This is a genomic window from Ruegeria sp. TM1040, from assembly GCF_000014065.1.
Taxonomy (GTDB): domain Bacteria; phylum Pseudomonadota; class Alphaproteobacteria; order Rhodobacterales; family Rhodobacteraceae; genus Epibacterium.
Genome location: NC_008044.1, coordinates 530209 through 543574 on the forward strand (window position 1 = coordinate 530209; position 13366 = coordinate 543574).

Genomic DNA, 13366 nt, shown 5'->3' on the forward strand with positions numbered 1-13366 from the left:
GGAGTCCTGAAGCGCCGGAAGGGTGTCGCACCTTGCTCACTGAGGCCCCTTGGGCTAGACGCAAGCGCGAGAAACCACCCGCAAGGAGGCCACCATGGCCAAAGCCAAGAAACAGCCCCGTCCCAAGGCAATTACGCCCAAAGGATTCCGTGACTATTTCGGCGAAGAGGTGACCCAGCGCACGCATATGCTGGCCACCATTGCGGAGGTCTATCATCATTACGGGTTTGAGGCGCTTGAGTCTTCTGCCGTTGAAACGGTCGAGGCTCTGGGCAAGTTCCTCCCCGATGTGGATCGCCCGAATGAGGGCGTCTTTGCCTGGCAAGAGGCCGAGGACGATGGCAAAGGTGACTGGATGGCGCTGCGCTATGATCTGACAGCGCCTCTGGCGCGGGTTTATGCCCAGCACCGTAACGATCTGCCAAGCCCCTATCGCCGCTATGCGATGGGGCCTGTGTGGCGCAACGAGAAGCCCGGCCCCGGTCGGTTCCGTCAGTTCTATCAATGCGATGCGGATACCGTTGGCACCGCGTCGATGGCAGCAGATGCCGAGATCTGCATGATGCTCTCGGATACGCTGGAAAAGGTCGGCATCCCGCGTGGCGACTATCTGGTGCGCGTCAACAACCGCAAGGTTCTGAACGGTGTTCTCGAGGCGATGGGCCTGCTCGAGGACGACCCCAAGCGCGACGACGTCCTGCGCACCATCGACAAGTTCGACAAGGTCGGCGAAAGCGGCGTGCGTGAGCTTCTGGGTAAAGGGCGGCTTGACGCCTCTGGAGCCTATATCGACGGCGTGGGCCTTGAAGATCATCAGGCCGAGCCGGTTTTGGCGTTCCTGACTTCGAAGGGCGACACCGTTACCGAGACCATGACCAACCTGCGGGCTGCCGTAGGGGACAGCAAGGTCGGCCAGGAGGGCATCGCCGAGCTGGAGCTGATGGGGTCGCTCTTTGCCGCTGCGGGCTATGGTGAAGACCGCATCCTGATCGACCCGTCGATTGTGCGTGGCCTTGGCTACTACACCGGTCCGGTATTTGAGGCGGAGCTGACCTTTGAAATCTTTGACGAAAAAGGCCGTAAGCGCCAGTTCGGCTCGGTTGCAGGCGGTGGGCGCTATGACGGTTTGGTGAAACGTTTCACCGGCCAAGAAGTCCCTGCCGTGGGGCTCTCGATTGGCGTGGACCGCCTGTTGGCGGCGCTGCGCGAAAAGGGCCGTTTGGCCGCGACCCCGACGGGGCCGGTTGTGGTCACGGTGATGGATCGTGATCGCATGGCGGACTACCAGGCGATGGTGGCTGAGCTGCGTCAGGCGGGCATTCGCGCCGAGGTCTATCTCGGCAATCCCAAGAACTTTGGCAATCAGTTGAAATACGCCGACAAGCGCCATTCGCCGATTGCGGTCATCGAAGGGGGTGACGAAAAGGATCGTGGCGTGGTCCAGATCAAGGACCTGATCCTCGGCGCCAAGATCGCAGAAAGCGCCACCTTGGAAGAGTGGAAGGAACGCCCCAGCCAGTTTGAAGTGCCCCGCACGGAACTGGTTGCCAAGGTGCGTGAGATCCTCGTCAGCCAATCCAGCGATCGGGAGGGCTGAGCATGCCCAACAGATCCCAAATCGAAGCCCGCGCGGCACTATTGCGCCAGCGTTTTGAGGTGGCAGGCGGCGTTGTCGTCGATCCGCCGCTGCTGCAGCCTGCCGATGTGCTCCTTGACCTTTACGGCGAGGACATCCGTGCGCGCGCCTATGTGACATCAGACGCCCTGCGGGGCGAGCAGATGCTGCGCCCGGATTTCACCCTGCCGATGGTCCAGATGCATATGAAAGGGGGCGCGGAACCTGCGCGATATACCTATGCAGGACAAGTGTTTCGCCGCCAGGAGCATGACCCAGAACGTGCCAATGAATTTGTGCAGGTCGGCTATGAGGTCTTTGACCGCACCGACCCGGCGGACGCGGATGCTGAGGTCTTTGCGCTGTTTCAGCTGCAATTGCGCGGCCTCGAGCTGCGGGTCGCCACCGGGGATATCGGCATCCTGATGGCCGCCGTCGAGGGGCTCAACACCACCGAGGTGCGCAAGGCGGCGTTGCGGCGTCACATCTGGCGCCCACGCCGGTTCCGCGCTCTTCTGGATCGTTTTGCCGGACGCACGCCGATGTCGGAGAGCCGCAAGAAGCTTTTGTCGACCACCGGTCCGCTGACCGGCAGCGCGCCGGAGATTGGCAAACGCCGCACCGCCGAGATCGACGCACGGGTCGAGACCCTGCGCGCGGATGCAGGCGCGCCGCCAATCTCTGAACATGAGATGGAGGCGCTGGAGGCCTTGCTCGCGGTACGTGAAACGGTTCCTTATGCGCTTGAGCAAATGCGCGATATCGCCGTTGATCTACCGGCTATCCTGCCTGCCCTTGAACGTTTGGAGGCCCGCTCGGCGGCGATGAAGGCCCGTGGGATTGCAATCGATCAGCTGGATTTCGAGGCTGCATATGGGCGCACATCGATGGAATACTACGACGGCTTCGTGTTTGGCTTTTATGCGGAGCGCCGCCCGGATCTACCACCGATCGCGACAGGGGGGCGCTATGACGCTCTCACGCGCTATCTGGGGCAAGGGGATGAGATCCCTGCCGTGGGCGGTGTCATCCGCCCCGACCTGATCCTGGCTCTGGAAGGGGAGGCCGAGGCATGAGCATCAAACTCGGTGTGCCGTCCAAGGGACGGCTGATGGAGAAAACCTTCGACTGGTTTGCAAAACGCGGTATCACCCTGTCTCGGACCGGTTCTGATCGCGAATACGCCGGCGCAGTAGAAGGCGTTGAGGGCGTAGACCTGGTTCTGCTCTCTGCTGGCGAAATCCCACGAGAGCTGGCTGCTGGACGTATCCACCTGGGTGTGACCGGTACGGACCTCGTGCACGAGAAGCTGCCGCGCTGGGAACAGCAGGTCGAAGAGCTCGAGCCTATGGGCTTTGGTGAGGCGGATTTGATCCTTGCGGTGCCGCAGTTCTGGATCGATGTGGACACGCTCGAAGATCTCGATGCGGTCGCTGCGGCGTTTCGCCGAACCCATGGTCACCGCCTGCGGATTGCGACGAAGTACCACCGTTTGATCCGCGAGTTCCTCGCAGATGCCGGAGTTGCGGACTATCAGTTGATTGACAGCCAGGGCGCAACCGAGGGGACTGTGAAGAACGAAACGGCGGAAATGGTCGCGGATATTACCTCCACCGGTGAAACTCTGCGCGCAAACCACCTCAAGATCCTCTCGGATGGGTTGGTACTGCGCAGTCAGGCAACGCTGTGGCGCAGCCGCGTTGCAAAATGCACGCCTGAAGAGAAGCAAACCCTGCAAACGCTTTTGACAAAGATTGAAGGCTAAACTGGGATGCGAGGCTCTGCCTCGCGCTCCGGGATATTTCTCGTTAGAAGAAGGAAGGCTGCGGGATCCGCGGCCTTTCTTGCTTCTTCTGACCTCAAATATCCTGGGGTGAACTGGCCGTTAGGCCAGGAGGGGCAAAGCCCCTGCAGCCTTTGCGTCAGATCACGCCCATTTCCGCAAGCGCTTGAGAGAGCTCGGCGGGGAGAGGCTCTTCGCTTTCGCGTCCCTCTGGCAGGTCCGCGGGGGTGTCCTCGGGCTTGAGATAGCGCCAGCCCTGGAAGGGGCGTTTCGGGGCTGTGTGGGTGCGATGGACCTCTGGGTCGAGTACGATGGCGCAGCGTCTGATATCATCGTCCCCAAAGACCTCGTCCATGCGGATGATGCGCTGCCGACATTGGATCAGTCCTTTGATGACCCAGTAGATGGATCCCCCATCAACGATCTCGGACTCTCGCTTCGGCCACATGCGAGTGATGTGGCGCGGCAAACCATCCGGCCAGCGCCGGGCGTAACTCTGTTGCCAGTCCAAGAGGCTCTCGACACTTTCAGAGCCGACGGAGAGCTTTACGAGATTGATATGCTTGTCCATGGGGGTGTCCAGAGTCGTCTGCTTTGATGTCGTCATATTGTAGCTCTGGCCACTAAAACAACAAGCTCTGGTGCGTAAAACCTGTGTTGACCGAAGCCCAGTGCCGTGAGGCCTGCGCGGTTTCGATCAAGGCGAGGTTGGGTGCGGTCTCCCCGGCGCAGGTCTTGCAGGCAGGGGAGACCGGACAGATCAGCTTTCTTCGTCCTCAGACGCGACGTCTGCGAGTTCGTCGAGGGACACGTTGTCCTCATCGTCGTCATCGTCCAGAACGTCGTCACCGAGATCCATATCGACCGCATCGTCATCATCATCGAGCACCGCATCATCGGAATCGGTGTTCTGTTTGGCCTTCAGGCTTGCGGCGTCTTCGGCGTCGGCTTCGATCATACGGCTCTTGGTGGTGTCGATTTCGACGACCTCACCAGTGTAGGGGCTGATGATCGGGTTGTTGTTCAGGTCGTAGAACCGTTTGCCAGTGGTCGGGCAAACGCGTTTCGTACCCCATTCTTCCTTGGGCATGTGGATTCCCTTATAAAATAGCGTGAGTCGGTGAGACGATTCAGGTGCCTTGCCATATGCTGTCTACCCTGTCAAAGCCTTTGCTCGCCTGTGGCACATGAGGAGAAATGTGATGCCGGAACTGAGCCTCTCGGGAGAGCCGGAAGTGCGGGTGACTTTGCGTCGCTCTGCGCAGGCTCGGCGCATGTCGCTCCGGATCTCTTCGCTCGACGGGCGCGTGACCCTAACCCTGCCCAAACGGGTCTCGGAACGGGAGGGGCGGGCGTTTCTGTTGGAAAAGGAAGACTGGATTCGCAGTCACTTGGCCCGGCAGCCGGAACGGATCGATGTTGGCATCGGGATATCTCTCCCCATTGAAGGGCGCACGATCACCATAAAGGCCGGGGCAGGGCGTCGGGTGCGGCACGCGGAGGATACGCTTGTGGTTCCGGAGCCTGCACCTGCACGGCGGCTCGAGCGATACCTGCGTGAGCTGGCGCGCGACCGGTTGGCGGCGGCGTCGGATCTCTATGCGGAAAGGCTGGGGCGGCGGTACAGCAGCCTCACCCTGCGCGACACGCGATCCAGATGGGGGTCGTGTTCCTCTGCAGGTGGCTTGATGTATTCTTGGCGGCTCATTCTCGCGCCGCCGGACATCCTCCACTATGTCGCCGCCCATGAGGTGGCACATCTCAAGGAGATGAACCACTCACGCGCGTTCTGGGCCACGGTTGAGGATATCCATGGAGACTATCGCGACCAACGGCACTGGCTGCAAACCGAGGGCAACGCGCTGCATCGCTACCGGTTTGAGGAAAACGTCGAGAGGGATTGATCTTCTGACGTTTTGTGATCACATGCTGCGTCATGGACAAGCTGCTGACGGGCAACCGGCCCACTGCCGAAAATACGGGGTCCGCGCATGATCGCGTCTACCGCGCCTTGCGGACCCGGATCATGCATGGGGCGATTGCGCCCGGAGCATCGCTGACCCTGCGTGGAATCGGCAAGGAATATGATGTCTCGATGACCCCGGCGCGCGAGGCGGTGCGCCGGCTGGTGGCCGAGGGCGCGTTGTTTCTCTCTTCTTCCGGTCGGGTCTCCACGCCAGAGCTCTCCAATGAGCGGATCGAGGAGCTGGCAGCCCTTCGGGCGCTGATCGAGGTGGAACTTGCCTCGCGGGCGCTGCCACGGGCGCATATGGCGCTGATCGACCGGCTGCAGGCGATCAATGGGACCGTCGCAGAGATGATCTCTAAACGTGATGCGGTGGGCTATATTCGCACCAATCTCGAATTTCATCGCACGCTCTATCTGCGTGCGCAGGCGCCAGCGATGCTGGCCATGGCCGAAACAGTCTGGCTGCAACTGGGGCCGACCATGCGGGCGCTTTATGGTCGTCTGGGCCGGACCGAACCGCCGCAGAACCACAAGCTGATCATTGCCGCGCTCAAGGCGGGTGACGAGCCGGGGCTACGGCTCGCGTTGCGCACGGATGTGACACAAGGGCTACGGCTTCTGGCGGGCTAGATTTGAGGCAGGCGTTTCCGAAGCGTGGTCTGTGTGTTCAAATTTTGGCAACGTAGCGCTGCCGAACTGTGTCTTGTGAAGATCGCGGGATCTGTGCAGTCTCTGCCCAAACGCTGCGAGCGAGGAAGACATGGGCGCCAATCCCCTGAGACAGAGCCTTCTGCAAGAGGTGCGTGATCTTTTTGCGCAGGAGCCAGCCCTGCGCGGCCTCTACGGCTATGACCCCGATCAGGTCGGTACCGTGCCTGCGTTGTTCGCTGCGGTGCTTTCCTCCAGTTCGCCCGACCCAAAGCTGCGGGATCTGGTGCGTGACCTTGCTCTTAAGGTTTTTGAAACTGGGTCTGAGCTTGTGGAGGTTATTCTGGACGATTTGCTGGCAACAACCGCCCGGGATGAGGCCGAGAGTGCTGCGCAGGTGCTGCACAGCGCGCATGGGTTTCAGGCGCTGATGTCCTACCGTCTGACCCGCGCGCTCTGGCTTGATGGGCGGCAAACGCTTGCGCTGGCGCTCAAGCTTCAGTTTACCCGCGTGTTCTCGGTCGAGATCTGGCCTCAGGCCCAAATCGGACGCGGGGTCTGGGTGGATCACGGGCTTGGGCTGGTGATTGGCCAGGCCGCCGTGATCGAGGACGACGTCTGCCTCTGGCATGGCGTCACGCTGGGATCGAACTTCGTCGATATGGGCGAGGCCCGCCACCCAACCCTGCGCCGTGGCGTTGTGGTGGGAGCCGGCGCGACCCTCCTTGGTCCGATCGAGATCGGTGCCGGCGCGACCATCGCAGCCGGCGCGGTCGTCACCCGCGATGTGCCCGCGGGCCATGTGGTTGCGGGGCCACCCGCGTCAGATCGGGGTGTCGGTCGCTTCGCGGGCTTCACACCTTTGCAGCAACTCAGGGGGCAAGACAGATGACCACACTTGGCATAGATCATCCGCTTGTCTGTGTGCGCGATCTGGCCGCGAAGCGCGCGACGTATCAAAGCCTCGGCTTTTTGATGAAGCCCCCGGGGATGCACCCTTGGGGCACCTCGACGGCGCTGGTGATCTTTCGAAACCAGCTTCTTGAGCTGGTCAGTATTGAGGATGAGAGCCTGCTGGATGGCTATGCAGCGGGATCATTCCGCTTTGGCCGTCATGTCGAGGCGTGGCTGGCAGAGCGCGAAGGGGTCTGCCTTTCTGCACTCAATTCAATGGATGCTGAGGCGGATGAGGCAGCAGTGCTGGCGCGCGGTGGCAGCTGTGCTGGCACGGTTGAATTCGGGCGCGACGTGGTGCGCGATGATGGCACGCCGGATCGTACCAAGACCACGCTCAAGATTTTCCCGCATGCGGGGTTGCCGCGCCTCAGCATGTTTGCCTGCCAGCAACATCGCCGCGACCTGATCGAGTTTCCTGATTGGATGGATCATCCCAATGGGGCACATGGCTTTGCCTCTGCGACCATCCTTGCCGCGCCTTCGGATCAGGGCAGGGTGCGCGATTGGCTGTCCGTGCTCCACGGAGCTGACGCGGTACGGGACACCGACTGGGGATTTGAGGTTGCAACAACCAATGGGCGGTGGCGCGTGGTTAGCCGGGCCACCGCGCCTGCGCTCTTGGGAAAGCTGCCCGACGGGCTCGCGTCCGATGGCGCGCCATCGGTGATCTCGCTCGACATACGCTGCCATGCGCTGTCACAGCTTCGCCCCTTCGTCGAGGCAGGAGAGTTCGTCTGCCAGGACGTCAATGGGGCCTTGGTGCTGACAGAGGTTGCGCGTCTGGGTGGCATCCTTCTGAGTTTTCACGAAATACCAAAGGTTTGAGAGAGAGCATGTTCGACACGACGCATATCGAAGAGGCCATCGCCCTGCGCCATGACCTTCATCGCCACCCAGAGTTGGGGTTCGAAGAGCATCGCACCTCCGAGATCATCGCGGGCCTTTTGCACGGCTGGGGCTGGCGTGTGCATCGTGGTCTCGCAGGGACAGGGGTTGTTGCGCAGATGGGGCAGGGGGAACCGGTCATAGGTCTGCGCGCCGATATTGATGCATTGCCGATGGAGGAGGCTACAGGGCTGGCCTATGCCTCGGGGACGCCCGGCAAGATGCATGCCTGCGGTCATGATGGTCACACCGCGATGTTGCTGCTGGCTGCGCGCAAGATCGCCGAAGAGGGCGTGGCCACAGGCACGGTAACGCTGATCTTCCAACCCGCAGAGGAGAATGATGGCGGCGCACGGGTCATGATTGAACAGGGGCTGTTTCGCGAGTTTCCGGTCGATCAGGTCTATGGCATTCACAACTGGCCGGGGCTCGCGCCAGGGCGCATGGTGGCGCGTGACGACAAGATGATGGCGGCCTTTGCCGTCTTTGAGATCGAGGTTGCCGGGCAGGGTGGGCATGGCGCAATGCCGGAGCAATCGGATGGGGTCATCGCGGCTGCAGCGGCGATGGCGTCGACGTTGCAGGAAATTCCTGCCCGCGCTTTGTCGCCGCTGGAGCCGGGCGTGGTCTCGGTGACGCAGATCCATTCCGGATCGGCGTGGAATGTCTGCCCTGACCGTGCGGTCTTGCGCGGGACCGCGCGCTGGTTCGATCCCGCTGCTGGCGATACGATTGAGGCCCGTCTGACACAGGTGGCGAACGCCTGCGCCGCCGCACAGGGGTGCAGCGCGCGTATTGATTACCAGCGTCGCTATCCCGCGACGATCAACTCTGCTGTCGAGGCCGCTGCGGCGCGCGCGGTGGCCGCCGAGATGGGGCTTGAGACAGCCAATGTGGCACCGAGCATGGCATCAGAGGATTTTGCCTTTATGCTCAACGAGGTGTCCGGCGCCTATATCTGGCTTGGAGCGGCGCGCGACGGAGAAAATCCGGGTCTGCACTCAGCCAAATTTGATTTCAATGATGCCGTGCTCCCAGTCGGGGCCGAGTTCTGGGTGCGGCTGGCCCGCCGCCAGCTGGCGACCTGATGGACGCGCTTGAGACAAAGTTCCTGCGCGAGTTTCTCGCGGTGGCGCATGAAGGTTCGATCCGGCGCGCGGCAGACCGGCTCAACGTGGTGCCTTCTGCAATTTCGCGCAAGATTGCCGAGGCCGAGGCGCGGCTCGGGGTCACGCTGTTTGAACGCAGCTCCAAGGGGGTTGTCCTCACCGAGGCCGGGGAACTCTTGCGCGAGCACGCGCAACACATGCGGGACGAGCAGACCTACCTGCTGGATCAGATCGGCCATTTTCGCGACGGGCGCAGCCAGATCGTGCGTATTGCAACAGGCGAGGGGTTTGCCGCTGACCTGATGGGCAAGGGGCTGTTGGGGCTGACGCGCGCGCATCCCGAGCTTCGGTTTATTGTCGACCACGCGGGCACGGATGAGATCCAGCGCAAGGTCATCGAGGGTGAAAGCGACATCGGCATTGCCTATAACCCCCTGATCACAGACGCGACCCGATCACTGGCCCAAGCGCGGCAATCGCTCTGTGTGATCGCCCCGACGCACTCGCCTTTGGCCCAGCGAAAGAGCGTGACCCTTGCCGAGGTGCTGGAGCATCCGGTGGCGATGCTCAATGCCGGCTATGCCATCCGGCATCTGGTCGGGCAGGCAGCTGCGGACCGGGGGTTGGCGCTGCGGGTACAGGCGGAGATGGCCTCGATCCCGTTGCTGATCCACTATGTCTGCGCGGGGGTCGGGATCAGCTTTCTGCCGCGCTTTTGCGCCACCAGTCAGGCTGAACGCGGCGATCTGGCGGTACTCGACATCGAAGAATCCTCGCTGCAGCAGGTCAGCACCCATCTGATGGTGCGCGCGCGCCGACGCCTGCCAAAGTCGGTGGCATTGGTGGCACGATATCTCGCCGAGAATATGCAGGCCTTTCGCGACTGACCGCACAATGCGTTGCTATGATGGCAACGCATTGTGCGCAAACGACCATCTTCCTGAGATCACCCTAGCTGCGGTTTCCTGATGTAAAGCGCCCAAGGTGGGGCGGTGCAGCAGGGAACACAGATGGTAGCAACACAGAACAAACGGGCCGGGGTGATCGGCCTCGGTGCAATGGGATTGGGCATGGCGCGCAGTCTCTTGAAGGCGGGTTTTGCCGTGTCTGGATATGACCCGGCAGAGACCGCTCGCGAAAACGCGGCGGCGGCGGGTGTTTGGCTCACCGCTGACACGGATGCTGTCTTTGCCGACTGCGATGTGATCGTGCTCTCCCTGCCGACCGCGCAGCATGTACTCGCTGTTGTGCAAGCGGCTCAGGCTGCGGGACATTTGGCGCAGACTGGCGCTGCGCGGGTGATCGTGGACACCTCCACCTCCGAGGCCGCGACGAGCCGGACTCTCGCCGCAGAGCTCTCAGCCCTAGGGCACGGCTTTCTGGACGCCCCTGTGAGCGGAGGTCCAGCCGGGGCGGCCTCGGGACAGCTTTCGGTGATGCTCGGCGGCGAGACGCAGTGGCTTGAGGCCGCGCGCCCGGCGCTGGAGGCCATGGCTGCAAAGATCCTGCATGTCGGCCCGAGTGGGGCAGGCAACGTGGCCAAGCTCGTGAACAATATGTTGGTTGCAAATCATATGGTGACCACCCTTGAGGCGCTGCGTTTGGGCGAAGCGGCGGGTGTGGCCGCAAAAGAGATGCTCGAAGTGGTGAATTCCGCGACCGGACGCAGCGCGATTTCGGAGGTTCACTATCCCAACTGGGTGTTGCCGCGAAGCTTTGACAGCGGGTTCTCTGCAGGGCTGATGCGCAAGGATCTTCGTCTCGCACGTGCGCTGGCGGCAGAGGTCTCTGTGGCGACCCCGATGGCTGACCGCGTCGCCGAGCTCTGGGCTGAAACCCAATCGGGCCTGAGCGATAGCGATGATTTTATGCGCATGGGGGACCCGCAAGTCGATCGCCTGAGCGCCAAGGAGGAACAGGCATGACAAAAGAAATGATCGACATCACGGGCCGTGTGGCGACCCTGTTGCGCGACCTCACAGGCACGTCGGAGGTCCGCTCATATGTCGGGGGGGAACTGGTTCAGGGGAGCGGCGCTGAACTGGAGCTTACCGATCCGGCCAGCGGAGTGGTCTTTGCCCGGTATCGCGATGCAGGTCCCGATGTGGTTGCGCGTGCGGCAGAGGCCGCGCAGGTGGCACAGAAAATCTGGTATGCCAAAACCGCGTCAGAGCGTGGGCGCATCCTCTTTGAGATCGGGCGCCAGATCCGCCAGCATGCCGCCGCGCTCTCGGAGCTTGAGGCGTTGTCGTCAGGCCGTCCCATGCGAGACACAGGCGGTGAGCCTGCCCGAATGGCGGAGATGTTTGAATACTATGCAGGCTGGTGTGACAAGATCACCGGTGATGTGATCCCGGTGCCTTCGAGCCATTTGAACTACACTCGCCAGGAACCGCTCGGCGTGGTGGCGCAGATCACGCCCTGGAACGCTCCACTCTTTACCTGTTGCTGGCAGGTGGCGCCCGCGATCTGCGCGGGCAATGCGGTCATGATCAAGCCGTCGGAACTGACGCCGCTTACTTCGGTGGTGATCGGGATCTTGTGTGAAAAAGCGGGCGCTCCCAAGGGATTGGTCAATGTGATCGCGGGGGATGGGCCCGGGTCGGGGCAAGCGATGATCGCGCACCCGGAGACCGCGCTTGTGGTCTTTGTTGGGTCGGCAGAAGCAGGCAGCAAGATCGCCGCCGCGGCTGCTAAACGCCTGATCCCTTCAGTGTTGGAACTTGGTGGCAAGTCCGCCAATATCGTTTTTGACGACGCCGATATTGACCGCGCCGTGGTGGGCGCGCAGGCAGCGATCTTTGCCTCTTGTGGCCAAAGTTGCGTGGCGGGGTCACGCCTCTTGGTGCATCGCTCCGTACAGACTGAGGTGGTGGAGAAACTCTCTGCTGCTGCAGCGCGTATCCCCGTGGGTGACCCGATGGATCCTGCGACACAGGTCGGGCCCGTCAACAACCTGCGCCAATGGAACAAGATAGACACAATGGTCCAAGCCGCGACCCGTGCCGGGGCCAGTGTCGCCAGCGGTGGTGGCAAGCCTGCAGCGCTCGCGGCATCGGGCGGGTTCTTTTACGCGCCTACGGTGCTAGATGCAGTCACGCCGCAGATGGAGATCGCCAATGAGGAAGTCTTTGGCCCGGTGGTTTCGGTGCTGCCCTTCGACGATGAGGAGGAGGCCATTCAGCTTGCGAATGCGACACCCTATGGCTTGGCCGGGGCGGTCTGGACCCGAGACGTGGGGCGGGCACACCGGGTCGCGGGCGCTGTACGCGCGGGCACCTTCTGGATCAACAGCTACAAGACCATCAATGTGATGTCGCCTTTTGGCGGGTTCGGGCGCTCTGGCTATGGACGTTCCTCCGGGCGCGAGGCGCTCTCGGCTTACACGCAGACCAAATCCGTATGGGTCGAAACAGCTGAAAACCCGGCCCAAGGCTTTGGCTACGCGCCGGGCTGACGCCAAAGCTCATCGCTCCCCCCAGACAGTTCATCGGCACCCGCCTTGCAAGGGGGCCGTTGCTAAATTCACGCGCCTCTGAGAGTGCGGGCGCAGATCGAAATGACAGGAAGTATATTCATGAATATCAAGCACATCGTCCTAGATTGGCGATTGCACCTGAGTGCGGTTGTCATCACGGTAGTCGCCGAGGCCATCGGCGTTGTCAAAGTTCCCATCGGCTTTGGAGCGATCCTGCTGCTGCCGTTGCTTTATGCTTTTGTGCTGGGGCTTTTGATCAACCCCAATGTCGTGGGTGCGGCAAAGGTCTGGATCTCGGATCGCAACGTGAAGGCTGCCTCTCCGATGATTGTGATCGCGATCATGCCCTTCATTGCCAAATTTGGCACCATTATCGGCCCCTCGATGGAGACCATCATTGCCGCCGGGCCAGCGCTGATCCTGCAGGAGCTTGGGAACCTCGCCACTATCGTGCTCGCCTTTCCGGTGGCGGTGCTTGTGTTGCGCATGGGCCGAGAGTCGATTGGCGCCTGTTTCTCTGTCGCGCGCGAACCCAATATCGCGATCATCGCGGATAAATACGGTCTCAAAAGCCAGGAGGGCGCTGGGGTCATGGGCGTCTATGTGATCGGCACGCTCTTTGGCACGTTCATCTTTGGCATTCTGGCGTCGATCCTCGCCACCACCGGGATGTTTTCCATTGAAGCGCTCGCCATGGCCTGCGGTATCGGCTCCGGGTCGATGATGGCGGCTTGTTCTGGTGCCCTCGCCAGTGCTGTGCCCGAAATGAAAGACCAGATCCTCGCGCTGGCGGGCGCCAGTAATGTACTGACCTACGCCACCGGCATGTATCTTTGTGTCTTCGTCGCACTGCCGGTGACTGAAAAACTTTATGATTGGCTGGGTTCCAAAGAAACCACGGCCCCACAGGCGGGAGAATAAT

The 13366-nt window shown here is 61.7% G+C and carries 14 protein-coding genes; 12 read left to right on the forward strand and 2 right to left on the reverse strand.

Annotated elements, in window-relative coordinates; genetic code table 11:
- Positions 1 to 94: 94 nt before the first annotated feature.
- From hisS to hisG, 3 genes are read left to right on the forward strand one after another with little or no spacing between them, the layout of a single operon-like run.
- The gene (gene hisS / locus TM1040_RS06835; RefSeq protein ID WP_011537851.1) at positions 95 to 1597 is read left to right on the forward strand and encodes a histidine--tRNA ligase; all 1503 of its coding nucleotides are present in this window, start codon (positions 95 to 97) and stop codon (positions 1595 to 1597) included.
- A gap of 2 nt (positions 1598 to 1599) precedes the next feature.
- Entirely contained in the window at positions 1600 to 2691 is a 1092-nt protein-coding gene (locus TM1040_RS06840) for an ATP phosphoribosyltransferase regulatory subunit (protein ID WP_011537852.1), read from the forward strand.
- The gene (hisG, locus tag TM1040_RS06845; protein WP_011537853.1) at positions 2688 to 3380 is read left to right on the forward strand and encodes an ATP phosphoribosyltransferase; all 693 of its coding nucleotides are present in this window, start codon (positions 2688 to 2690) and stop codon (positions 3378 to 3380) included. The genes TM1040_RS06840 and hisG overlap by 4 nt, the downstream gene beginning before the upstream one ends.
- Before the next feature lie 157 nt (positions 3381 to 3537).
- On the opposite strand, the gene TM1040_RS06850 is transcribed toward hisG, so the two are convergent.
- Both TM1040_RS06850 and TM1040_RS06855 read right to left on the reverse strand, forming a co-directional pair.
- Positions 3538 to 3969: a DUF1489 family protein gene (locus TM1040_RS06850; RefSeq protein ID WP_044026668.1), complete on the reverse strand. Its 432-nt coding sequence runs from the start codon at positions 3967 to 3969 to the stop codon at positions 3538 to 3540.
- 189 nt (positions 3970 to 4158) lie between these two features.
- Positions 4159 to 4488, reverse strand: a complete 330-nt coding sequence (locus tag TM1040_RS06855; RefSeq protein WP_011537855.1) for a TIGR02300 family protein — start codon at positions 4486 to 4488, stop codon at positions 4159 to 4161.
- 112 nt (positions 4489 to 4600) lie between these two features.
- On the opposite strand from TM1040_RS06855, the gene TM1040_RS06860 reads away from it, so the two are divergent.
- The 9 genes from TM1040_RS06860 to TM1040_RS06900 all read left to right on the forward strand — a co-directional run bounded on the left by TM1040_RS06860 (position 4601) and on the right by TM1040_RS06900 (position 13365).
- Positions 4601 to 5302, forward strand: coding sequence for a M48 family metallopeptidase (locus TM1040_RS06860; RefSeq protein ID WP_011537856.1), 702 nt, complete (start codon positions 4601 to 4603; stop codon positions 5300 to 5302).
- A gap of 32 nt (positions 5303 to 5334) precedes the next feature.
- Complete coding sequence (locus tag TM1040_RS06865) at positions 5335 to 5997, forward strand: GntR family transcriptional regulator (RefSeq protein ID WP_011537857.1); 663 nt, start codon at positions 5335 to 5337, stop codon at positions 5995 to 5997.
- Between the two features lie 130 nt (positions 5998 to 6127).
- Entirely contained in the window at positions 6128 to 6907 is a 780-nt protein-coding gene (locus tag TM1040_RS20545) for a serine O-acetyltransferase (protein ID WP_011537858.1), read from the forward strand.
- Complete coding sequence (locus TM1040_RS06875) at positions 6904 to 7797, forward strand: VOC family protein (RefSeq protein WP_011537859.1); 894 nt, start codon at positions 6904 to 6906, stop codon at positions 7795 to 7797. Before TM1040_RS20545 ends, TM1040_RS06875 begins: the two co-directional genes overlap by 4 nt.
- An 8-nt stretch (positions 7798 to 7805) precedes the next feature.
- Entirely contained in the window at positions 7806 to 8945 is a 1140-nt protein-coding gene (locus TM1040_RS06880; RefSeq protein WP_011537860.1) for an amidohydrolase, read from the forward strand.
- Positions 8945 to 9853, forward strand: coding sequence for a LysR family transcriptional regulator (locus tag TM1040_RS06885; RefSeq protein WP_011537861.1), 909 nt, complete (start codon positions 8945 to 8947; stop codon positions 9851 to 9853). The genes TM1040_RS06880 and TM1040_RS06885 overlap by 1 nt, the downstream gene beginning before the upstream one ends.
- 105 nt (positions 9854 to 9958) lie before the next feature.
- The gene (locus tag TM1040_RS06890; RefSeq protein ID WP_256378212.1) at positions 9959 to 10891 is read left to right on the forward strand and encodes an NAD(P)-dependent oxidoreductase; all 933 of its coding nucleotides are present in this window, start codon (positions 9959 to 9961) and stop codon (positions 10889 to 10891) included.
- On the forward strand, positions 10888 to 12423 hold the full coding sequence (locus TM1040_RS06895) for an aldehyde dehydrogenase family protein (RefSeq protein ID WP_011537863.1): 1536 nt from the start codon (positions 10888 to 10890) through the stop codon (positions 12421 to 12423). The genes TM1040_RS06890 and TM1040_RS06895 overlap by 4 nt, the downstream gene beginning before the upstream one ends.
- A gap of 120 nt (positions 12424 to 12543) precedes the next feature.
- Positions 12544 to 13365 (forward strand): DUF3100 domain-containing protein, encoded by an 822-nt coding sequence (locus TM1040_RS06900; RefSeq protein ID WP_011537864.1) that lies wholly within the window; start codon positions 12544 to 12546, stop codon positions 13363 to 13365.
- Position 13366 lies beyond the last annotated feature (1 nt).

Excerpts from the sequence above, each read along its gene's own strand:
- hisS (WP_011537851.1), top strand. The coding sequence starts at position 95 with ATGGCCAAAGCCAAGAAACAGCCCCGTCCCAAGGCAATTACGCCCAAA.
- TM1040_RS06840 (WP_011537852.1), top strand. The coding sequence starts at position 1,600 with ATGCCCAACAGATCCCAAATCGAAGCCCGCGCGGCACTATTGCGCCAG.
- hisG (WP_011537853.1), top strand. The coding sequence starts at position 2,688 with ATGAGCATCAAACTCGGTGTGCCGTCCAAGGGACGGCTGATGGAGAAA.
- TM1040_RS06850 (WP_044026668.1), bottom strand. The coding sequence starts at position 3,969 with ATGGACAAGCATATCAATCTCGTAAAGCTCTCCGTCGGCTCTGAAAGT.
- TM1040_RS06855 (WP_011537855.1), bottom strand. The coding sequence starts at position 4,488 with ATGCCCAAGGAAGAATGGGGTACGAAACGCGTTTGCCCGACCACTGGC.
- TM1040_RS06860 (WP_011537856.1), top strand. The coding sequence starts at position 4,601 with ATGCCGGAACTGAGCCTCTCGGGAGAGCCGGAAGTGCGGGTGACTTTG.
- TM1040_RS06865 (WP_011537857.1), top strand. The coding sequence starts at position 5,335 with ATGGACAAGCTGCTGACGGGCAACCGGCCCACTGCCGAAAATACGGGG.
- TM1040_RS20545 (WP_011537858.1), top strand. The coding sequence starts at position 6,128 with ATGGGCGCCAATCCCCTGAGACAGAGCCTTCTGCAAGAGGTGCGTGAT.
- TM1040_RS06875 (WP_011537859.1), top strand. The coding sequence starts at position 6,904 with ATGACCACACTTGGCATAGATCATCCGCTTGTCTGTGTGCGCGATCTG.
- TM1040_RS06880 (WP_011537860.1), top strand. The coding sequence starts at position 7,806 with ATGTTCGACACGACGCATATCGAAGAGGCCATCGCCCTGCGCCATGAC.
- TM1040_RS06885 (WP_011537861.1), top strand. The coding sequence starts at position 8,945 with ATGGACGCGCTTGAGACAAAGTTCCTGCGCGAGTTTCTCGCGGTGGCG.
- TM1040_RS06895 (WP_011537863.1), top strand. The coding sequence starts at position 10,888 with ATGACAAAAGAAATGATCGACATCACGGGCCGTGTGGCGACCCTGTTG.
- TM1040_RS06900 (WP_011537864.1), top strand. The coding sequence starts at position 12,544 with ATGAATATCAAGCACATCGTCCTAGATTGGCGATTGCACCTGAGTGCG.